The 19,999-nt window shown below is 72.9% G+C and carries 20 protein-coding genes; 11 read left to right on the top strand and 9 right to left on the bottom strand.

The features are described 5' to 3' along the window. Positions 1–13 precede the first annotated feature (13 nt). Entirely contained in the window at positions 14–742 is a 729-nt protein-coding gene (locus ACFY93_RS27555; RefSeq protein ID WP_391363903.1) for a ZIP family metal transporter, read from the bottom strand. 188 nt (positions 743–930) lie between these two features. Between ACFY93_RS27555 and cobM the strand changes: the two genes are divergently transcribed. From cobM to cobC, 6 genes are read left to right on the top strand one after another with little or no spacing between them, the layout of a single operon-like run. Next, a complete protein-coding gene (gene cobM, locus ACFY93_RS27550; protein WP_391363901.1) occupies positions 931–1,767 on the top strand; it encodes a precorrin-4 C(11)-methyltransferase in 837 nt (278 codons plus the stop codon). After that, on the top strand, positions 1,764–3,020 hold the full coding sequence (cbiE, locus tag ACFY93_RS27545) for a precorrin-6y C5,15-methyltransferase (decarboxylating) subunit CbiE (RefSeq protein ID WP_391363899.1): 1,257 nt from the start codon (positions 1,764–1,766) through the stop codon (positions 3,018–3,020). Before cobM ends, cbiE begins: the two co-directional genes overlap by 4 nt. After that, complete coding sequence (gene cobJ, locus ACFY93_RS27540; protein WP_391363898.1) at positions 3,017–4,732, top strand: precorrin-3B C(17)-methyltransferase; 1,716 nt, start codon at positions 3,017–3,019, stop codon at positions 4,730–4,732. The genes cbiE and cobJ overlap by 4 nt, the downstream gene beginning before the upstream one ends. Continuing rightward, the gene (locus ACFY93_RS27535; RefSeq protein ID WP_391363896.1) at positions 4,729–5,328 is read left to right on the top strand and encodes a precorrin-8X methylmutase; all 600 of its coding nucleotides are present in this window, start codon (positions 4,729–4,731) and stop codon (positions 5,326–5,328) included. Before cobJ ends, ACFY93_RS27535 begins: the two co-directional genes overlap by 4 nt. Next, entirely contained in the window at positions 5,325–6,245 is a 921-nt protein-coding gene (locus ACFY93_RS27530; protein ID WP_391363894.1) for a CbiX/SirB N-terminal domain-containing protein, read from the top strand. Before ACFY93_RS27535 ends, ACFY93_RS27530 begins: the two co-directional genes overlap by 4 nt. Beyond that, entirely contained in the window at positions 6,235–7,302 is a 1,068-nt protein-coding gene (cobC, locus tag ACFY93_RS27525) for an Rv2231c family pyridoxal phosphate-dependent protein CobC (RefSeq protein WP_391363892.1), read from the top strand. Before ACFY93_RS27530 ends, cobC begins: the two co-directional genes overlap by 11 nt. 94 nt (positions 7,303–7,396) lie before the next feature. On the opposite strand, the gene ACFY93_RS27520 is transcribed toward cobC, so the two are convergent. From ACFY93_RS27520 to ACFY93_RS27500, 5 genes are all read right to left on the bottom strand, one after another. Then, a complete protein-coding gene (locus ACFY93_RS27520) occupies positions 7,397–8,338 on the bottom strand; it encodes an SCO1860 family LAETG-anchored protein (protein WP_391363890.1) in 942 nt (313 codons plus the stop codon). Between the two features lie 257 nt (positions 8,339–8,595). Next, positions 8,596–9,687: an amidohydrolase family protein gene (locus ACFY93_RS27515; protein WP_391363888.1), complete on the bottom strand. Its 1,092-nt coding sequence runs from the start codon at positions 9,685–9,687 to the stop codon at positions 8,596–8,598. Positions 9,688–9,725: 38 nt separating this feature from the next. After that, positions 9,726–10,505, bottom strand: a complete 780-nt coding sequence (locus ACFY93_RS27510) for an ATP-binding cassette domain-containing protein (RefSeq protein WP_391363886.1) — start codon at positions 10,503–10,505, stop codon at positions 9,726–9,728. Then, positions 10,502–11,335 (bottom strand): ABC transporter permease subunit, encoded by an 834-nt coding sequence (locus ACFY93_RS27505; RefSeq protein ID WP_391363884.1) that lies wholly within the window; start codon positions 11,333–11,335, stop codon positions 10,502–10,504. Before ACFY93_RS27505 ends, ACFY93_RS27510 begins: the two co-directional genes overlap by 4 nt. Positions 11,336–11,339: 4 nt before the next feature. Beyond that, positions 11,340–12,182, bottom strand: a complete 843-nt coding sequence (locus ACFY93_RS27500) for a transporter substrate-binding domain-containing protein (RefSeq protein ID WP_391363882.1) — start codon at positions 12,180–12,182, stop codon at positions 11,340–11,342. 227 nt (positions 12,183–12,409) lie between these two features. On the opposite strand from ACFY93_RS27500, the gene ACFY93_RS27495 reads away from it, so the two are divergent. The 5 genes from ACFY93_RS27495 to thpD all read left to right on the top strand — a co-directional run bounded on the left by ACFY93_RS27495 (position 12,410) and on the right by thpD (position 17,252). Next, positions 12,410–13,510, top strand: a complete 1,101-nt coding sequence (locus ACFY93_RS27495; protein ID WP_391363880.1) for an aminotransferase class V-fold PLP-dependent enzyme — start codon at positions 12,410–12,412, stop codon at positions 13,508–13,510. A 480-nt stretch (positions 13,511–13,990) separates the two neighbouring features. After that, positions 13,991–14,530, top strand: coding sequence for a diaminobutyrate acetyltransferase (gene ectA, locus ACFY93_RS27490; RefSeq protein ID WP_391363878.1), 540 nt, complete (start codon positions 13,991–13,993; stop codon positions 14,528–14,530). Between the two features lie 54 nt (positions 14,531–14,584). Then, positions 14,585–15,859 carry a diaminobutyrate--2-oxoglutarate transaminase gene (gene ectB / locus ACFY93_RS27485; protein WP_391363877.1) on the top strand — a complete coding sequence of 425 codons (1,275 nt, stop codon included), beginning with the start codon at positions 14,585–14,587 and terminating at the stop codon, positions 15,857–15,859. A gap of 89 nt (positions 15,860–15,948) precedes the next feature. Beyond that, positions 15,949–16,347: an ectoine synthase gene (locus ACFY93_RS27480; RefSeq protein ID WP_391363875.1), complete on the top strand. Its 399-nt coding sequence runs from the start codon at positions 15,949–15,951 to the stop codon at positions 16,345–16,347. 5 nt (positions 16,348–16,352) lie between these two features. Then, positions 16,353–17,252, top strand: a complete 900-nt coding sequence (gene thpD, locus ACFY93_RS27475) for an ectoine hydroxylase (RefSeq protein WP_391363873.1) — start codon at positions 16,353–16,355, stop codon at positions 17,250–17,252. 87 nt (positions 17,253–17,339) lie between these two features. On the opposite strand, the gene ACFY93_RS27470 is transcribed toward thpD, so the two are convergent. From ACFY93_RS27470 to ACFY93_RS27460, 3 genes are all read right to left on the bottom strand, one after another. Then, on the bottom strand, positions 17,340–18,425 hold the full coding sequence (locus ACFY93_RS27470) for an aminotransferase class V-fold PLP-dependent enzyme (RefSeq protein WP_391363871.1): 1,086 nt from the start codon (positions 18,423–18,425) through the stop codon (positions 17,340–17,342). Positions 18,426–18,490: 65 nt separating this feature from the next. Then, positions 18,491–19,222 (bottom strand): DsbA family protein, encoded by a 732-nt coding sequence (locus ACFY93_RS27465; RefSeq protein WP_391363869.1) that lies wholly within the window; start codon positions 19,220–19,222, stop codon positions 18,491–18,493. Positions 19,223–19,349: 127 nt separating this feature from the next. Beyond that, positions 19,350–19,958: a DUF1349 domain-containing protein gene (locus ACFY93_RS27460; protein ID WP_391363868.1), complete on the bottom strand. Its 609-nt coding sequence runs from the start codon at positions 19,956–19,958 to the stop codon at positions 19,350–19,352. Positions 19,959–19,999 lie beyond the last annotated feature (41 nt).

Genomic DNA, 19,999 nt, shown 5'->3' with positions numbered 1-19,999 from the left:
CCGGTGCGGTCGCTCAGCCCGCGATGCCCACCACCAGCCAGATGAACGCGGCGCCCGCGACCGTGCACAGCAGGGTGGAGCGGGCCGGGTGCTCGTGGTGGGCCTCGGGGAGGATCTCGGCGGCGGCGAGATAGAGCAGGACGCCGCCGAACAGACCGAGGTAGCAGCCGAGCAGCCGCTCCGGGATGGTGACGAAGAGCGTGGAGGCCGCACCGGCCACGGGGGCGACCGCGTCCGCGAGCAGCATGGCGACGGCCTTGCGCCGGGCGTTCCCGTACAGGCTCGTGATCGTGTAGGTGTTGAAGCCGTCGGCGAAGTCGTGGGCGACGACCGCCAGGGCCACGGCCGCGCCCATGCCGCCGCCCACCTGGAAGGCGGCGCCGATGGCGACGCCGTCCATGGCGCTGTGGCCGACCATCGCGGCGGCCGCCGTGAGGCCCACCTCGGGCGCCCGCGCGTCGCGTTCCTCGCCGCCGTGCGACGCCTGCCGCGCGGCCAGCAGGCGTTCGACCAGATGGGCCAGCAGGAAGCCGCCGACGAACAGCAGCAGGGCCGCCGGTACGCCGAAGACCTCGTCGCCCGCCGCGTCCAGTGCCTCGGGCAGCAGGTCCAGGCCGACCACGCCCAGCATCAGGCCGCCGGCCAGTCCCAGGACCAGATGGCGGCGGTCGGTCACCCGCTGGGCCGTCCATCCGCCGGCCAGCGTCATCAGGAACGCGCCGAGCGCGACGAGGACCGCCATACGCCCTTGCTATCCGATCACCCCCGGTTCACGCACGTTCGCGGCCGCTGAGCACCGGTAGACCGCGCGGGACCCGGCACGTCCGGCACGACGCGCGCCGGGGCCGACCGCCCCGTGCGCACATCCGCACGCCCCCGAAGTTCCGAAGTTCCGAAGTTCCGACGTTCCGTAGGAGAGGACCCCATCCCATGGCCGATGCCCCCACCGGCGCCCCCGTCGGCAAGGTGACGTTCGTCGGTGCCGGCCCCGGCGCCGCCGATCTGCTGACGTTCCGCGCGGCACGTGCCATCGCCGACGCCGACATCGTGATCTGGGCGGCGAGCCTCGTCCAGGCCGAGGTCCTCGAACACGCCCGCGAGGACGCCGAGATCCTGGACTCGGCGACGATGTCCCTGGAGGACGTCGTCACCGTGTACGAGCGTGCCGCCGCCGAGGGACTGAAGGTGGCCCGGATCCACTCGGGCGACCCGGCGCTGTGGGGCGGTACGCAGGAGCAGCTGGACCGGTGTGCGGACCTCGGGGTCGAGACGGAGGTCGTCCCGGGCGTCTCCGCCTTCTCGGCGGTCGCGGCGCTGGCGCGGCGCGAGCTGACGATTCCGGAGGTCGCGCAGTCCGTGATCCTCACCCGGCTGGGCGGCGGCAAGACGCCGATGCCGCCCGGCGAGGAGGTGCGGGAGTTCGCGCGGCACGGCACGACGATGGCGCTGTTCCTGTCGGCGGCGCGCAGCGGGCAGCTGGTGCGGGAACTGCTGGAGGGCGGCTATCCGACGTCGACGCCGGTGGTCGTCGCCTACCAGGCGACCTGGCCGGAGGAGCTGGTCGTCCGCTGCACGGTCGGCACGCTGGAGGAGACCGTCAAGGAGCACAAGCTCTGGAAGCACACCCTGTTCCTGGTCGGCCCGGCGCTGGACGCGAGCGGCACGCGTTCGCATCTCTACCACCCGGGCCACTTCCACGGCTTCCGCAGGGCCGACCCGCGGGCGCGCGCGGAGCTGCGGGCCGCCCGCGAGAGCGGTACCTCGTGATCACGGTCGTCGGTACGGGGACGGGGGCGCCGCTCACGCCGGACGCCGTGGCGGCGCTGGCCGGGGCCGGACTCGTCGTGGGCGGGCGGCGGCATCTGGCGGCCGCCCCGGTGCCCGACGCGGCCGGGCGGATCGTGCTCGGTCCGCTGGCGCCCGCCCTGGACGCGGTGGAACGGTACCTGGAGAAGGGGCAGGGTCACCGGGTGGTCGTGCTGGCCTCCGGCGACCCCGGGTTCTTCGGGATCGTGCGGGCGCTGGCCGAGCGGTTCGGGCCGGACCGGCTGGACGTGCGGCCGGGGGTGTCGTCGGTCGCGACGGCGTTCGCCCGCCTCGGGCTGCCCTGGGACGACGCGGTGGTGGTGAGCGCGCACGGGCGTGATCTGCGTACGGCGGTGAACGTGTGCCGCGCGCGGCCGAAGGTGGCGGTACTGACCGGGCCCGGCGCCGGTCCGGCCGAGCTGGGCGCGGCGCTCGCGCCCCCGTCCGGTGAGCGTGTCCTGGTGGTGGCGAGCGCGCTGGGCGACCCGGAGCGGGAGCGGGTCGAGCGGGTGACGCCGGCCGAGGCCGCCGCCCGTGACTGGGGCGACGCGGTGAGCGTCGTGCTGTGTCTGGACGAGTCGCGTGTCCTCGCGCCGGTGCGGACCGTCGCCGGGCCGCCGAGGAGCCCGGACCGGTGGGCGCTGGAGGAGCGGGAGTTCGCGCACCGCGACTCCATGATCACCAAGTTCGAGGTGCGGGCGCTGGCGCTGGCCCGGCTCGGGCCGGGCCTCGGGGACGTCGTCTGGGACGTGGGCTCGGGTTCCGGGTCGGTCGCCGTCGAGTGCGCCCGGCTGGGCGCCGCCGTGACCGCCGTCGAGAAGGCCTCGGACGGGGTGGGCCGCATCCGCGCCAACGCCCTGGCGCACGGCGTGGACGTGCGGGTCGTGCACGGGACGGCGCCGGCCGTGCTGTCCGGCCTGGCCGCTCCGGACGCCGTGTTCGTCGGCGGCGGGGGGCGGGACCTGCCGGCCGTCGTCACGGCGTGCGCGCGGCGGGCCCGGCGGTCCGTGGTCGTCGCGATGGCCGCCCTCGACCGGGTGCCCGCCGTGCGCGAGTCGCTCACCGGGGCCGGTCTCGACTGCGACGGCGTGCTGCTGCAGTCGTCCCGGCTCGCGCCGCTGCCCGGGGACGTGACCCGGCTCGCGGCCACCAACCCCGTGTTCCTGCTGTGGGGCGTGCGGCCCCCGGCGTCCAGTGAAGGAGTCTCCAAGTGATCGGCATCGTCTCCGCGACCGCGGCGGGCGCCGCGGCCCGTGACCGGCTGGTCGCGGCCTGGCCCGGCCGCACCAGGGTGTACGACGGCCCGGTGCGGGACGCCGTCGGGCGTGCCTTCTCGGAGTGCGAGCAGGTGGTGTGCTTCCTCGCCACGGGCGCGGTGGTGCGGCTGATCGCCCCGCTGCTGTCCGCGAAGACGTCCGACCCGGGCGTCGTGTGCGTCGACGAGGCGGGGCGCTTCGCGGTGTCCCTCGTCGGCGGGCACGGCGGCGGGGCCAATGAACTGGCCCGTGCGGTGGGTGAGGTGCTGGGCGCCGAGCCGGTGGTGACCACGGCGACGGACGCCGTCGGGCTGCCCGGCCTGGACACGCTCGGCCTTCCCGTGGAGGGCGACGTCGCCGGGGTCTCGCGGGCGCTGCTCGACGGGGAGCCGGTGGCGCTGCGGGCCGAGGTGGTCTGGCCGCTGCCGCCGCTGCCGCTCGCCGCGGAGGGGGCCTGTGCCGTCCGGGTGACGGACCGTCTGGTGGAGCCGGCCGGGGGCGAGGCCGTCCTGCGGCCGCCGTCCCTGGTCGTCGGGGTGGGTGCCTCGAAGGGTGCCCCCGTCGAGGAGGTGCTGGCTCTCGTCGACGCCGCCCTGCGCGACGCCGGACTGTCCGCCGCGTCCGTCGGCGCCCTGGCCACCGTGGACGCGAAGGCCGACGAGCCCGGGATCACCGGCGCGGCCGAGCGGCTGGGCGTGCCGCTGGTGACGTACGCGGCCGGGGAGCTGGCGCGGGTCGAGGTGCCCAACCCGTCCGGCGCGCCGCTCGCCGCCGTCGGCACCCCGTCGGTGGCGGAGGCCGCCGCGCTCGCCGGGGGCGGTGAACTCCTCGTGCCGAAGCGGAAGTCGCGGCGTGCGGACGGCGCTCCGGCGATGGCGACCTGTGCCGTCGTACGGCGGCCGGGGCGCGGGCGGCTCGCGGTGGTCGGGCTCGGGCCCGGCGCGCGCGACCTGCTGACCCCGCGTGCCCGGGCGGAGTTGCGGCGCGCGTCCGTGCTCGTGGGACTCGACCAGTACGTCGACCAGATCCGTGATCTGCTCCGCCCCGGCACGCGGGTCCTGGAGTCCGGGCTCGGCGCCGAGGAGGAGCGGGCGCGGACGGCGGTCGCCGAGGCCCGGCGCGGGCGGGCGGTGGCGCTGATCGGCAGCGGGGACGCGGGCGTGTACGCGATGGCGTCGCCGGCGCTCGCGGAGGCGTCCGGGGACATCGACGTGGTCGGGGTGCCCGGTGTCACGGCCGCGCTCGCGGCGGGGGCGATCCTGGGCGCGCCGCTCGGCCACGACCACGTGTCGATCAGCCTGTCGGACCTGCACACGCCGTGGGAGGTCATCGAGCGGCGGGTGCGGGCGGCGGCGGAGGCCGACATCGTCGTGACCTTCTACAACCCGCGCAGCCGGGGCCGTGACTGGCAGCTCCCGAAGGCGCTGTCGATCCTCGCCGGGCACCGGGATCCGCGGACGCCCGTCGGTGTCGTGCGCAACGCCTCGCGTCCGGACGAGAGCAGCCGCCTCACCACGCTCGGCGCGCTCGACCCGGCCTGGGTGGACATGATGACCGTCGTGACCGTGGGCAACACGGCGACCCGTGAGATCGCCGGCCGCATGGTGACGCCGCGCGGCTACCGCTGGCAGGAGAGCGCGCCTGCGGGCGCGCGGGAGGAGTCCCGGTGAACCGTGTCGTGCACCCCATCGAGCAGGAGTCCTTCCGGCGGCTGCGCGCCCGCCTGGACACCTCGTACCTCCCGCCGCTGAGCCGGGCGGTGGTGGAGCGGGTCATCCACTCCGCCGCCGACCTCGGCTACGCGGACGATCTCGTCCTGGACGAGGGCGAGCTGGCGACGGCGCACGCGGCGCTGCACGCCGGGGCGCCCGTGGTCGTGGACGTGGAGATGGTCGCGGCGGGCATCACACGCCGCGAGACCGTCTGCCGGCTCCGGGACGCCGTGTCCGGGCCGGGACTGACCCGTTCGGCGCACGCGATGCGCCTGGCGTACGAGCAGGTCGGCCCCGGCGCGCTGTGGGTGATCGGCTGCGCGCCCACCGCCCTGGAGGAGCTGCTGACCCTGGACGCCTCCCCCGCGCTCGTCGTCGGGCTGCCCGTCGGCTTCGTCGGCGCGGCCGAGTCGAAGGCCGCGCTGCGCGGGAGCGGGCTGCCCGCCGTGAGCAACGTGTCCGAGAAGGGCGGTTCGGCGGTCGCGGCCGCCGCGCTCAACGCCCTGCTGTACCACCCTGTTTCCGCCCTTTCCGATTCCGAGGAGACCCTGTGACCGCCCCCACACCGCCCGCCCTGCTCATCGCCGGCCACGGCACCCGGGACGAGGCCGGGGCCGAGGCGTTCCGCGCGTTCGTACGGGAGCTGGGGCGCCGCAACCCCGGGCTGCCCGTCGCGGGCGGCTTCATCGAGCTGTCCCCGCCGCCGCTGGGCGAGGCGGTGACCGAGCTGGTGGAGCGCGGGGTGCGCCGCTTCGCCGCCGTCCCGCTGATGCTGGTGTCCGCCGGGCACGCCAAGGGGGACATCCCGGCGGCCCTGGCCCGCGAGAAGGAACGGCACCCGGGGATCTCGTACACCTACGGCCGCCCGCTGGGCCCGCACCCGTCGCTGCTGACGGTGCTGGAGCGGCGGCTGGCCCAGGCCCTCGACGGCACGGACTGGGACCGGTCCGGAGTGACGGTCCTGCTGGTGGGCCGCGGCTCCACCGACCCGGACGCCAACGCCGAGGTGCACAAGGCGGCGCGGCTGCTGTGGGAGGGCCGGGGATACGCGGGCGTGGAGCCGGCGTTCGTGTCCCTGGCGGCGCCGGACGTGCCGACCGGCCTGGACCGCTGCGCGAGGCTGGGCGCGCGCCGGATCGTCGTCCTGCCCTACTTCCTGTTCACCGGCATCCTGCCGGACCGGGTGCGGGAGCAGACGGGGGCGTGGGCGGCGGAGCACCCCGAGGTGGAGGTGCGGTCGGCGGACGTCATCGGTCCGGAGCCGGAACTCCTCGACCTGGTGATGGAGCGGTACGCGGAGGCCGTGAAGGGCGATCTGCGGATGAACTGCGACTCGTGCGTGTACCGCGTCGCGCTGCCGGGCTTCGAGGGCCGGGTGGGCCTGCCGCAGCAGCCGCACTTCCACCCGGACGACGAGGGCCACGACCACGGGCACCACCATGGGGGGCATGCACACACCCATGCGCACTGACGAGGCCGCCGGTCCGGCCGGGCACGATCTGCGGCATCACGGGGACGCGGAGGTACGCGACGACGGCGCGGCGCTGGCCGACCTGGCCGTCAACGTCCGCACCGGGACGCCCCCGGCGTGGCTGCGTGACCGGATCGCCGCGTCGCTGACCGGGCTGGCCGCCTACCCGGACGGCCGGGCCGCCCGGTCGGCGGTGGCGGCGCGGCACGGGCTGCCGGTGGAGCGGGTGCTGCTGACGGCGGGGGCGGCGGAGGCGTTCGTGCTGCTGGCGCGGGCGCTGCGGGTGCGCCGTCCGGTGGTCGTGCACCCGCAGTTCACGGAGCCGGAGGCGGCGCTGCGGGACGCGGGGCACGAGGTGGGCCGGGTGCTGCTGCGCCCCAAGGACGGCTTCCGCCTCGACCCGGCGGCCGTCCCCGAGGACGCGGACCTGGTCGTCGTCGGTAACCCGACCAACCCCACGTCGGTGCTGCACCCGGCCGCGACGGTCGCCTCGCTCGCCCGCGCCGGGCGGACGCTGGTGGTCGACGAGGCGTTCATGGACGCGGTCCCGGGCGAGCGTGAGGCGCTGGCGGGGCGGACGGACGTGCCGGGCCTGGTGGTCCTGCGCAGCCTGACGAAGACGTGGGGGCTGGCGGGGCTGCGGATCGGGTACGTTCTCGCGGCTCCGGAGACGGTCCGCGCCCTGGAGCGGGCGCAGCCGCTGTGGCCGGTGTCGACCCCGGCGCTGGTGGCGGCACAGGCGTGCGTGTCACCGGCGGCGGTGGCGGAGGCGGAGGACGCGGCACGGCGGACCGCGCGGGACCGGGCGTATCTCGTCGCCGCTCTCAAGGAGGTCGCCTCTGCAGGCGTGCGGGTCGTGGAGCCGGCGGAGGGGCCGTTCGTGCTGGTCCGGGTGCCGGGTGCGGCCCAGGTGCGGGGGCGGCTGCGGGAGCTGGGGTTCGCGGTGCGGCGCGGGGACACCTTCCCCGGGCTGGGCGAGGACTGGCTCCGTCTGGCCGTGCGGGACCGGGGGACGACGGAGGAGTTCCTGGGGGCGCTGCGGAAGGCGCTGGGCTGAGGGCGGAGGCGCCTCGCCCCCGCCCCTTCCCCTCGCGTTACCCGGGGCTCTGCCCCAGGATCCCGTTCGCGCAGGTCCCCGCGCCGCTGCCCGCTCAGCCGCGTCGTCTCGCCACCGCGAAGGCCGCGCCGCCGAGGGCCAGCAGCACCGCCGAGCCGCCCGCGAGATACACCGTCGTCGCACTCCCACCCGTCTCCGCCAGATTCTCCTCGGCGGGCTTCTCCTTCACCGGCTTCCCCTTCGCCCGCTTCTCCTTCGCCGGTGCCCCCTGCGCCCGCACGTCGCCCGCCGGCTCCGCGGCCTCCTCCTTCCGCGCCGACGGGGTCTCGCACGTCGCCTCGGCGAGCGTGACCGTTCCCTCCACCTCGGCCACGTTCAGCTTCAACGGGTCGACGGAGACCTTGAGTTCGAGGGCGGTCGCGGCGGCCGTGCGGGACGTGGTGTGCTTCCTGGCCAGCTCGAGCCGCACCTCGCCCACGCCCGGGACCCGCACCTCGGTGGGTCCGCTCGCGCTCACCGTGGTCCGCTTGCCGAGCACGGTCACCGGCCCCACCAGGTTCGCCGAGGCGACCGGCGCCTTCCCGGCCTCGCAGGTCGCGGTGGAGGTGACCCCGGAGAGTTCGATCAGCGACAGCAGGGGCAGTCCGGGCACGTGCAGCCTGGCGTGGGCGAGTTCGGTGTGCGCCTCGGCCTTACCGCCGGACACGGTGGCCTTCGCGGTCGCCACATCGGCGCGCAGCACGCTGAACGGCTTTCCGCGGTCGACTCCGTCGAGCCGGGCGGTGAGCGCGGTCTTCTCGGCGCTCCGCGGCGCGTGCACCTCGTCGAGCGTGACGGCGAGCGGCACGTCCACGGACTTGTCGGCGAGGGAGACGTCGAGCCCGGTGCGCAGGACGACGGCGTCCGCGCGACCGTGGCCGCCGGTCGCGACGGCCGGTCCGGTGGCCGCGAGGGCGGCGGGGCCCGCGGCCAGCGCGGTGGCGGCGGCGACGGTGACGATTCTGCGCGCGGGCATGCGGAAGGTGGTGCCGTTCACGGTGTGGGACCCCCAGAGGGACAGGTACTGGTGCTCGGGACCCGGTAAGAATTACGTACTGTCCGTGAACGGTCAGCGATCCTGGGTTACTTCACTCCATCGGGGGGTTTCCGCGAACGGGTTCGAATTCGGCCACACGGTTGTTCCCAGCGCGGCGAGCAGGATGCCCCGGTCCGGAAGCTCCGGTCCGGACGCCCCGGTCCGGACGCCCCGGTCCGGACGCCCCGGTTGAGGCGGCCTGATCCGAGCGAGAGGTCCTAACCGGCGACCCTGCCGTTCAGCACGATCCGCCGGGGCGCCGCCAGGACCCGTACGTCGGCCCGGGGGTCGGCCTCGTACACCACCAGGTCGGCGGGGGCGCCCTCCTCGAGACCGGGACGGCCCAGCCAGGCGCGGGCTCCCCAGGCCGTCGCCGAGACCGCCTCGACCGGCGGGATCCCCGCCTTCACCAGTTCCGCGACCTCCGCGGCGACCAGGCCGTGCGGCAGGGCGCCGCCCGCGTCGGTGCCGACGTACACCGGGATGCCGGCGTCGTAGGCGGCGCGCACGGTGTCGTAGCGGCGCGCGTGCAGCCGCCGCATATGAGCCGACCAGTCCGGGAACTTGGCTTCCCCGCCCTCGGCGAGCTTCGGGAAGAGGGCGATGTTGACGAGGGTGGGGACGATGGCGACGCCGCGCTCGGCGAAGAGGGGGATGGTGTCCTGTGTGAGCCCCGTGGCGTGCTCGACGCAGTCGATGCCCGCCTCGACCAGGTCGCGCAGGGAGTCCTCGGCGAAGCAGTGCGCGGTGACGCGGGCGCCGAGGCGGTGGGCCTCGGCGATGGCCGCCTCGACGGCGTCGCGGGGCCAGCAGGCCGAGAGGTCGCCGGTCCCCCGGTCGATCCAGTCGCCGACCAGCTTGACCCAGCCGTCGCCGCGCCGGGCCTCCTGGGCGACGTACGCCGTCAGGTCCTCCGGCTCGATCTCCCAGGCGTAGTTGCGGATGTAGCGGCGGGTGCGGGCGATGTGCCGGCCCGCCCTGATGATCTTCGGCAGGTCCTCGCGCCCGTCGGCCCAGCGGGTGTCGGACGGCGAACCTGCATCACGGAGCAGCAGCGCGCCGGCGTCCCGGTCGGTCAGCGCCTGCTTCTCGGAGACGTCGTCGGGGACGGGCCCGTGCGCGTCGAGGCCGACGTGGCAGTGGGCGTCGACGAGCCCGGGCAGCGCCCAGCCCTCGACGGTGCGGACGTCCCGGGCGCCGGCGGGCCGCTGGTGGGCTATCCGCCCCCCGACGACCCACAGCTCGTCGCGGACGTCCTCGGGCCCGACCAGCACCCGCCCCTTCACGTGCAGCACCGCACCATCGCTCATGCAGGCACCTTAGTGAGTCACCGTTCGCTCCCGCCCCCCTAGGGTCTGTCCGAGGTCCCCTCCTCCACCTCGGCCATGGCCGGGTCGAGGAGGCGGGAGAGGAAGTGGCGGGTGCGTTCGTGGCTGGGGGCGCCGATGACGCGGGCGGGCGGGCCGTCCTCGACGATCACGCCGCCGTCCATGAACACGACCCGGTCGGCGACCTCGCGCGCGAAGGTCATCTCGTGGGTGACGACCATCATCGTCATGCCCTCGTTCGCGAGCATCCGCATCACGGCGAGCACGTCGCCGACGAGCTCCGGGTCGAGCGCCGAGGTCGGCTCGTCGAAGAGCATCACCTCGGGTCCCATGGCGAGGGCGCGGGCGATGGCGACGCGCTGCTGCTGGCCGCCGGAGAGGGAGGACGGATGGGCGCCGGCCTTCTCGGACAGGCCCACGCGCTCCAGGTTCTCGGCGGCGACCCGGGCCGCCGTCGCCTTGTCCCGCCCCAGCACCCGGCGCTGCGGCAGCGTGAGGTTCTCGGTCACCGACAGGTGCGGGAACAGGTTGAACTGCTGGAAGACCATGCCGATACGGCGGCGCACCGCGTCGATGTCGACGTCGGGGTCCGTGATCTCGGTGTCCCCGATGAAGACCTGGCCCTTCGTGGGCTCCTCCAGGAGGTTCACACAGCGCAGCAGCGTCGACTTGCCCGACCCCGAGGGGCCGATGACGCAGACGACCTCGCCCGCGCCGATCTCCAGGTCGATGCCGCGCAGCACCTGGTTGTCGCCGAAGGACTTGTGGAGGTCCCTCACGCGGATCTCGGGGCGGGTCACCTGATCTCCTTCAGAGCCTTGGTTTCCATACGGCGTACGACGAGGCTGAGCGGGATGGTGATCAGCAGGTAGCACAGGCCCGCGACCAGGATCGGCGTGCTGTTGGCCGTGGTGCTGGCCAGGTCGTTGCCGAACTTGGACAGTTCGCGCTCCTCCAGGGTGACGCCGAGGAACAGCACCAGCGAGGAGTCCTTGAAGAGCAGGACGAGTTCGTTGGTCAGCGGCGGCATGATGATCCGGAAGGCCTGCGGCAGGACGATGGAGACCATGGCCCGCGCGGGCGAGAACCCGAGCGAACGGGCCGCCTCCATCTGCCCCTTGGGCACGGCCTGGATGCCCGCGCGGATCGTCTCCGCCATGTAGGCGGCGGAGACGAGTCCGAGGGCGACGGCGACCTTGCCGTAGGTGCCGCCCGGGTACTCGATGTGCGGGAAGGCCAGCGGGACGCCGACACCCACGAAGATGAAGATCAGCAGCGCGGGCAGGCCGCGGAAGATCTCGATGTAGATCCCGGCGAGCCAGCGGTAGGGCCCCACGGACGACAGGCGCATCAGAGCGATGACCATGCCGAGGGCGAGGCCCACGACGAACCCGGACAGCGTGTAGAGCACGGTGTTCTTCAGGGCCACCGTGATGATGTCCGGGAACAGCTCCTTCGCGATGTCGACCTGAGCGAACTGGTTCTTCAGCCGGCCCCAGTCCGCGGCGAGCGCCGCGGCTATGACCGCGGCGGCGAAGACGACGTACTGCGCGGCGCGCGACAGCCGGCGCTTCTGGCGGCGGGTGAGGCCCGTCTTCCTCGGCTGGACGGGTGTGTCCGTGTCGGCCATGGGGTCAGGCGGCCGGAGAGGCGGCGGAGGGGTCGTACGGGCCGATCCACTTCTCGTAGATCTTCTTGTAGGTGCCGTCGGCCTTGGCGTCCTTCAGGGCCTTGTTGATGGCGTCGAGCAGTGCCTTGTTGCCCTTCTTGACCGTGAAGCCGTACTGCTCGCCGGTCTTCAGGTTGTCGACGACCTTGAAGGCGTCCGCGTTGGCCTTGTCCTTCAGCCAGCCCTGGACCACCGGGTAGTCGATGACGACGGCCTGGACCTGACCGGTGCGCAGGCCGTTGAGGACCGCGTCGGACGAGTGGAACGAGACCGGGTCGAAGCCCTGCTTCTTGGCGTACTCCTCGCCCGTGGTCTGCGCCTGGGCGCCGAGCTTCTTCCCCTTGGACTTGACGTCGGCCAGCGAGGCGATCCCGCTCTTCCTGTCGACGAGGACGGCCTGGGTCGCCTCGAAGTACGGGTCGGAGAAGTCGACGTTCTTCTTGCGCTCCTCGGTGATGGTCATGCCGGCGGCGGCGAGGTCGCACTGGCCCGAGTTGAGGAACGCCCCGGTCTTGAAGTTCTCGAACGGGGTGTCGACGATCGTCTGCTTCACCCCGAGGTCGTCGGCGACGAGGTCGATGAGCGACACGTCGAAGCCCTGGACCTTGCCGTCGATCTCGGACTGGAAGGGCGGGTACGGCAGGTGGGTGCAGGTGGTGAGGTTGCCCGCCTTGACGACGTCGACGCCCCCCTTGACGGTGGACGCGCCCCCGGAGTCGTCCGAGGAGCAGCCGGCGACGAGCAACAGCCCGGCCGCCGCGGTGATGGCGGCCAGCACGCGTGTCCGGCGTCCGAGGACGGTGTTCAAGGGGGACCTCCTGTGAGGGAACTGAGGATTCCGATTATAAGGAAACGTTTGACTTCCTCAAACCATTCCGATGGTCACCGGGTCGTACGGCCTCCGAAGTCCGGGCGCGAAGCCCCTGGGGTCTTGGCTTCACTGGCCGGTGACACCCGGTGTCCGCCCGCCCTGAGGCCTCTGGGGCTGTTGTTATCTTCTGATCTATTGCCCCGCTGAGCGAGAGAAGCACCACCGTGACGCACCCCTTCCTGGACCTGGCCCCGCTGAGCGCCACCCACTTCGCGGCGATCGAGGACCGCGTGGCACGGCTGCTCTCCACCACGCAGGACGTCCTGATCACGCAGGGCGAGGCGCTGCTGCCGCTCGAGGGAGCCATCCGTTCGGCCGCCGGACCCGGCACCACCGCCCTCAACGTGATCACCGGCCCCTACGGGCAGACCTTCGGCGACTGGCTGCGGGACTGCGGCGCTACCGTGCACGACCTCGCCGTGCCGTTCCACACGGCGGTCACCGCCGCGCGGATCCGTGAGGCGCTGGCCGAGCACCCGGAGACCGACTTCGTGTCCCTGGTGCACGCGGAGGCGGCCACCGGCAACACGAACCCGGTCGCGGAGATCGGCGAGGCGGTGCGGGAGCACGGCGCGCTGTTCTACGTGGACGCGGTCGCGTCGGTCGGCGCCGAGCCGGTGCTGCCCGACGCGTGGGGCATCGACCTGTGCGTGATCGGCGCCCAGAAGGCGATGGGCGGCCCCGCGGGCGTCTCCGCGGTCTCCGTGAGCGAGCGGGCGTGGGCACGGATGGCCGCGAACCCCCGGGCGCCCCGGCGTTCGTACCTCTCCCTCCTCGACTGGAAGGAGCGCTGGATCGACGGCGGCCGCAAGGCGCTGCCGCACGCTCCGGCCCAGCTGGAGATGCTGGCACTGGAGGCGTGCCTGGAGCGCATCGAGTCGGAGGGGCCGGACGTGGTGATGGCCCGCCACGCGTCGGCCGCCGCGGCGACCCGCGCGGGTGCGCTCACCCTCGGCGGCGGGCTGGAGCCGTACGTCCGCGAGGCCGCGGACGCCGCGCCGGTCGCCACGACCCTGCGGACGCCCCCGGGGACCGACGCCTCCGAGCTGGTCGCCCTGGCACTGGCCGCCGACCCGGCGCTGCCGCTGGCCGCCGGCGGGGGCGCGCTCGCCCGGGAGATGATCCGGGTGAACCACTACGGAGGCGACGCCACCCGGGGCGCCGTGCTGGCCTGCCTGGCCGCGGTGGGCGCGGCGCTGGCCGAGTCGGGCCGGACGGTGGACCTGGAAGCGGCGCGGCGCGCGGCGACGGACGCCTGGCACTGAGCGGCGCCCTGACGCCCGGGGACGCCTGACGCGCGAGGACGCCTGGCAGTGAGGGGCGCCCGGCGCCCAGGGACGCCGACATGCGTCCGTGCGAAGGGCGGACGCAGCGAAAGCGTCCGATCACGCAGCGGAAAGGAATAGGAATTCCACACTTCCTTTTCTTTCACTGCCTTCCACCGCACTTATCCTGCTTTTAATACCGGGTGCAGCTTCCCGTGTTCTTCTGCCCGCTTTTTTCGGGCCTAAACCCAGAGATTTCGCGGACGTCATTCGACGTGATCCGACCCCGTCACCGGACGGTTATGGAGTTGTGACGGACTCCACAACCAGTCCGGTTCCTCCCCTATTTTCCGGGCAAACAGGGATCTTCCGACGCCATCTCGCGCGATCGTGCGCGCCCGCGTGATAACACATCAGGTCGCTGCACCCAACCCTTTCCGGCGATGCAATTTCGATTTTCCCTCGGTAAATTCAACCCGCATGACCGCCGCACAAGCAGACCTGCAAGCGGAATTCCTGGAAATGCCGGAGGGCCTGCGGATCGACCGTCCGGAGGTGGCCGACGGGGCCGCTCTCTGGCGGATCGCCAGGGACTCCGAAACTCTCGACCTGAACTCCTCGTACAGCTACCTGCTGTGGTGCCGTGACTTCGCCGGCACCTCCGCGGTGGCACGCGACGAGGAGGGCACCCCCGTCGGTTTCGTCACCGGATACGTACGCCCCGAGCGCCCCCGCACCCTCCTGGTGTGGCAGGTGGCCGTCGACGCCGTGTGCCGCGGACGCGGACTGGCCGGCGCGCTGCTGGACGGGCTGACGGCACGGGTCGCGCGTGAGCAGCGGCTCACGTCGCTGGAGACCACGATCGCCCCCGGGAACACCGCGTCCGAGCGCCTGTTCACCTCGTACGCCGCACGCCACGGCGCGACCGTCGAGCGGGAGGTCCTGTTCGACACAGGGCAGTTCCCCGACGGCCCGCACGACCCCGAGGTGCTGTACCGCATAGGGCCGCTGACCTTCTGACCGAGTTCGTCCCCGGGTACCCCACGACTTTCATCTCCCAGGAGGAGATTCGCTGTGACCATCACCCAGCCCGATCTGAGCGTCTTCCAGACCCTGGAGTCGGAGGTGCGCAGCTACTGCCGCGCCTGGCCCACCGTCTTCGACCGGGCCCAGGGCAGCACCATGTACGACGAGGACGGCCACGCCTACCTGGACTTCTTCGCCGGAGCCGGTTCGCTCAACTACGGCCACAACAACCCGGTCCTCAAACGCGCCCTCATCGACTACCTGGAGCGGGACGGCGTCACCCACGGTCTCGACATGTCGACGACGGCCAAGCGGGCCTTCCTCGAGTCCTTCCAGAACCTGATCCTGCGCCCGCGCGACCTGCCCTACAAGGTCATGTTCCCGGGCCCGACGGGCACCAACGCCGTCGAGTCGGCGCTCAAGCTGGCGCGAAAGGTGAAGGGCCGCGAGGCGATCGTCTCGTTCACCAACGCCTTCCACGGCATGTCGCTCGGCTCGCTCGCCGTCACCGGCAACGCCTTCAAGCGGGCCGGGGCCGGTGTGCCGCTGGTGCACGGCACCCCGATGCCGTTCGACAACTACTTCGACGGCACGGTCGAGGACTTCCTCTGGTTCGAGCGGCTCCTGGAGGACCAGGGCTCCGGCCTCAACAAGCCGGCCGCGGTGATCGTGGAGACCGTGCAGGGCGAGGGCGGCATCAACGTCGCCCGGGCCGAGTGGCTGCGCGCGCTGGCCGAGCTGTGCGAGCGCCAGGACATGCTGCTGATCGTCGACGACATCCAGATGGGCTGCGGGCGCACCGGCGCGTTCTTCTCCTTCGAGGAGGCGGGCATCACACCGGACATCGTGACGGTGTCGAAGTCCATCAGCGGGTACGGGCTCCCCATGGCCCTGACCCTGTTCAAGCCCGGGCTCGACATCTGGGAGCCGGGCGAGCACAACGGCACGTTCCGCGGCAACAACCCGGCGTTCGTGACGGCGGCGGCGACCCTGGAGGCCTACTGGGCCGACGGGTCGGCGATGGAGAAGCAGACCCGCGCCCGCGGCGAGCAGGTCGAGCAGGCGTTCATCTCCATCACCGAGGAGAACCTCGCCGACGTCAAGGAGTACCGGGGCCGCGGCCTGGTGTGGGGCCTGGAGTTCCACGACAAGGAGCGTGCGGGCCGGGTGGCCCGGCGGGCCTTCGAACTCGGTCTGCTCATCGAGACCTCGGGCCCCCAGAGCGAGGTCGTCAAGCTCCTCCCGGCGCTGACGATCACGCCCGACGAACTGGACGAGGGCCTGCGCACCCTCGCCCGCGCCGTCCGCGAGACGGCGGTCTGACCAGCGTACGCACAGGGCCGCGCGAAGCAGGCCACGAACAAGGCCGTACACGCACACCGTACGGACAAGCAGAGAGGCAGCGACTCACCGTGATCGTCCGATCGTTCAAGGACATCGAGGGAACCGACCGTCATGTGAAGGCCAAGACCGGCACGTGGGAGAGCAAGAGGATCGTGCTGGCCAAGGAGGGCGTCGGCTTCTCCCTGCACGAGACGATCCTGTACGCGGGTACGGAGACGTCGATGTGGTACGCGAACCACATCGAGGCCGTGCTCTGCGTCGAGGGCGAGGCCGAACTGACCGACGACGAGACCGGCGAGAAGCACTGGATCACGCCCGGGACGATGTACCTGCTGGACGGCCACGAGCGTCACACCATGCGCCCCAAGAGCGACTTCCGCTGCGTCTGCGTCTTCAATCCGCCCGTCACCGGACGGGAGGACCACGACGAGAACGGCGTCTACCCGCTGCTGACCGAGGAGGTCTGATCACCATGACCGTCACCCCCGAGAGGATCACCGACCTCTATCCGAGCCGCGGCGCCACCGAGGTGCGCGTGGACCGCAAGGACCCCGTGGTGTGGGGCGCGCCGGGCACGCCCGGGCCCCTCGCGACGGCCGAGCTGGAGGGCTTCGAGCGCGACGGCTTCCTCGCGGTCGAGGAACTCATCGGCGCGGCCGAGGTCGCGGTCTACCGCGAGGAGCTGGAGCGGCTGGTCACCGACCCGGCGATCCGGGCCGACGAGCGCTCCATCGTCGAGCCGCAGTCCCAGGAGATCCGGTCGGTCTTCGAGGTCCACCGGATCAGCGAGGTCTTCGCCCGTCTGGTGCGCGACGAGCGCGTGGTCGGCCGGGCGCGGCAGATCCTCGGCTCGGACGTGTACGTCCACCAGTCCCGGATCAACGTCAAGCCCGGTTTCGGCGCGAGTGGCTTCTACTGGCACTCGGACTTCGAGACCTGGCACGCCGAGGACGGTCTGCCGAACATGCGGACGGTGTCCGTCTCGATCGCGCTCACCGAGAACTACGACACCAACGGCGGTCTCATGATCATGCCGGGGTCGCACAGGACGTTCCTCGGGTGCGCGGGGGCCACGCCGAAGGACAACTACAAGAAGTCGCTGCAGATGCAGGACGCGGGCACGCCCTCGGACGAGGCCCTGACGGACTTCGCCACCCGGCACGGCATCAAGCTGTTCACCGGCAAGGCGGGTTCGGCGACCTGGTTCGACTGCAACTGCATGCACGGCTCCGGGGACAACATCACCCCGTTCCCGCGCAGCAACGTCTTCATCGTCTTCAACAGCGTGGAGAACGCGGCGGTCGAGCCCTTCGCGGCACCGGTCCGGCGCCCCGAGTTCATAGGAGCCCGGGACTTCACTCCGGTGAAGTAGGAGACCTCCCGCACGTCCATGGCCCGGCTCGGCGCCCCTCCCTCCGGGGGGAGCGCCGAGCCGGGCCATGTGCGCGTCCGGGCCGGGTCAGCCGGAGAGCGCGTCGAGCAGGCGGTCGACGTCCTCGGGGGTGTTGTAGAGGTGGAAGGCGGCCCGCAGGTTGCCCGCCCGGTCGGAGACCTCGATCCCCGCCCGGCTCAGCTCGCCCTGCCTGCCGCCGAGGCCGGGCACCGACACGATGGGCGACCCGGGCGCGGGCAACGGCTCCCGGCCCAGCTCGGCGAGGCCCGCGCGGAAGCGGTCGGCGAGCGCCAGGTCGTGGGCGCGCACGGCGTCCACCCCGAGTTGTTCGATGAGCGCGAGGGAGTGCCGGGCGCCCGCGTACGAGAACAGGCTGGGGCTCTCGTCGAACCGCCGGGCGGAGTGGGCGAGTTCCTCGACGGGGCCGTAGCAGCTGTCCCAGGGGCGCTCCCCCGCCACCCAGCCCGCGAACACGGGGGTGAGGCCGCCGAGGTCCTCGGGGACGACCAGGAAGGCGACGCCGCGCGGGCAGGTCAGCCACTTGAAGGCGACGGAGGACACGAAGTCGTACGCGTCCGCCTCGACGGGCAGCCATCCGGCGGCCTGGGACACGTCGATGTAGGTGCGGGCCCCGTGGGTCCGCGCGGCCTCGCGGATCGCGGGCAGGTCGGCGATCCGGCCGTCGGCCGACTGCGCGGCGCTGACGGCGACGAGCGCCGTGCCGGGGCGCACCGACTCGGCGATCCGCTCCAGCGGGACGGCGCGGACCTTGAGGTCGCCGCGGATGTGGAAGGGGTTGACGACGGAGGTGAAGTCGGCCTCGGCGGTGAGGACTTCGGCGCCCGCGGGGAGCGAGGCCGCGATCAGGCCGGTGTGGACGGCGACCGAGGCACCGGCCGCGACACGGCCGCCGGGGACGCCGGCCAGCCGGGCGAAGGCGGCCCGCGACTCCTCCACGTCCGCGAACATGTCCTGCGGCTGCCCGGCGGCCACCGACTCGACGGCGGCCCGCATGGCCTTCACCGTGCGGGCCGGCAGCAGTCCGGTGCTCGCGGTGTTCAGATAGGTGTTCTCCGGGGCGAACTCGGCGCGTACGAGGCTCTCGAAGGTCTCCATGGGACCACTGTGCGGCCCCCGGACCTCCCCGTCCATTGCGGAGTTCTACGTGGTTTCGCCAAGCATCGCTTATACGTCCGCCCGACCTGCGGCGATCGTGGTCAGTGCCCCGGGACCGCGCACCCGTCCGGGCCGCAGGCCCCGGCGTCGTCGGCCGTCGCGCCGTCCGCGGCCTGGACCGGGGTGAGCCGCGGGCGCGCGTCCCACGCCTGCTCCAGCGCACGGGTGAAGACCTCGGTGGGCTGGGCTCCGGAGACGCCGTAGGCGCGGTCGAGGACGAAGAAGGGGACGCCGCTCGCGCCCAGCTCGGCGGCCTCGCGCTCGTCGGCACGCACGGCGTCGGCGTACGCGGTGGGGTCGGCGAGCACGGCGCGGGCGGCGCCGGCGTCCAGTCCGGCGGCGACGGCGAGTTCCACGAGGCGTTCGTCGTCGTCGAAGACGGACCGCTCCTCGGCGAAGTTCGCCCGGTAGAGGAGACCGATCAGCTCGTCCTGGCGGCCGTGCTCCCCGGCGAGGTGCAGCAGCCGGTGCATGTCGAAGGTGTTGCCGTGGTCACGGCCCTCGGTGCGGTACTCCAGACCCTCGGCGGCGGCGTTCGCGCCCAGGTTCTCCTCGGCGGCCCGGGCCTGCGCCTCGCTCATGCCGTACTTCTTCGCCAGCATCGGCAGCACGGCCCCGGTGTCGCCCTTCGCGCGGTGCGGGTCGAGCTCGAAGGAGCGGTGCACCACCTCGACCCGGTCGCGGTGCGGGAAGGCGTCGAGCGCCTTGTCGAACCGGGCCTTCCCCACGTAACACCAGGGGCAGGCGATGTCCGTCCAGATCTCGACGCGCATGCTTCGGCTTCTCTCGGGTCGTACGGGCACGGAGAGGTGCCTCCGCTCGGTACGTGAACGTTCAAGCGCATCGGGGTATTCCCCCGGCCGCGGCGGCCGGCGCCGGGCGTCGGCCGCCGGACGTCGGTCAGCGGCCGTCCCGCAGGTCCTCTGGCCAGTTCGGGCGGAACTCGATGTGGTCGTAGGTGACGACGCAGCCCTCGCCCATCGGGGACTGGGTCATGAAGCCGATCAGGGCGGCGCCGGTCTCCTTCTCTCCGCCCAGGGTGAACAGGCGGACGAAGGTCCAGGTCACTCCGTCGCGGGAGGCGTGGAAGGCGAAGGCCCGGCCGGTGCGGCTGACCCGCAGCCAACCGGAGGCGCCGTCGACCGTGAAGGAGTTGGCGTCGTCGGAGTGCTCGCGGGTCACCACCGTGCAGACGGTGGGGACGTCCGGGGAGTACTCCAGGCAGAGCTTCGCCCAGGCACGCTCGCCCACGTGGACGTAGAGCAGTCCGGCGTCGAAGGACGCCGCGAAGCCGACGGTGACGCGGGCGATCAGCTGGAAGTCGCCCTCCGGGGCGCCGAGCAGCCGGGGCGCGTCGGATGCGGGGTCGAGGGCCTCACCGGTGGGGGGCACGAAGCGGTCCTGCCTCGGGCCCGCCCAGCCGGTGAGTACGCCGTCCTCGTACGACCAGTTCCCGTCGGGACCGTACGTACGGAGGGCGAAGGGGAGTTCGGGAAGTTCCACGTCCATCCGCAGAGTGTCGCATCCCGACCGTGCGCCGGAGTGCGCCC

This window comes from Streptomyces sp. NPDC008313 (genome assembly GCF_042956125.1).
GTDB lineage: Bacteria > Actinomycetota > Actinomycetes > Streptomycetales > Streptomycetaceae > Streptomyces.
Note: the sequence above shows the minus strand (reverse complement) of the source record. Positions and strands in the feature narration are given on the sequence as shown.

Bases quoted from the DNA above. Each gene is read 5' to 3' on its own strand.
- ACFY93_RS27555 (WP_391363903.1), bottom strand. From the start codon at position 742: ATGGCGGTCCTCGTCGCGCTCGGCGCGTTCCTGATGACGCTGGCCGGC.
- cobM (WP_391363901.1), top strand. From the start codon at position 931: ATGGCCGATGCCCCCACCGGCGCCCCCGTCGGCAAGGTGACGTTCGTC.
- cobC (WP_391363892.1), top strand. From the start codon at position 6,235: ATGCGCACTGACGAGGCCGCCGGTCCGGCCGGGCACGATCTGCGGCAT.
- ACFY93_RS27515 (WP_391363888.1), bottom strand. From the start codon at position 9,687: ATGAGCGATGGTGCGGTGCTGCACGTGAAGGGGCGGGTGCTGGTCGGG.
- ACFY93_RS27505 (WP_391363884.1), bottom strand. From the start codon at position 11,335: ATGGCCGACACGGACACACCCGTCCAGCCGAGGAAGACGGGCCTCACC.
- ectA (WP_391363878.1), top strand. From the start codon at position 13,991: ATGACCGCCGCACAAGCAGACCTGCAAGCGGAATTCCTGGAAATGCCG.
- thpD (WP_391363873.1), top strand. From the start codon at position 16,353: ATGACCGTCACCCCCGAGAGGATCACCGACCTCTATCCGAGCCGCGGC.
- ACFY93_RS27470 (WP_391363871.1), bottom strand. From the start codon at position 18,425: ATGGACGGGGAGGTCCGGGGGCCGCACAGTGGTCCCATGGAGACCTTC.
- ACFY93_RS27465 (WP_391363869.1), bottom strand. From the start codon at position 19,222: ATGCGCGTCGAGATCTGGACGGACATCGCCTGCCCCTGGTGTTACGTG.
- ACFY93_RS27460 (WP_391363868.1), bottom strand. From the start codon at position 19,958: ATGGACGTGGAACTTCCCGAACTCCCCTTCGCCCTCCGTACGTACGGT.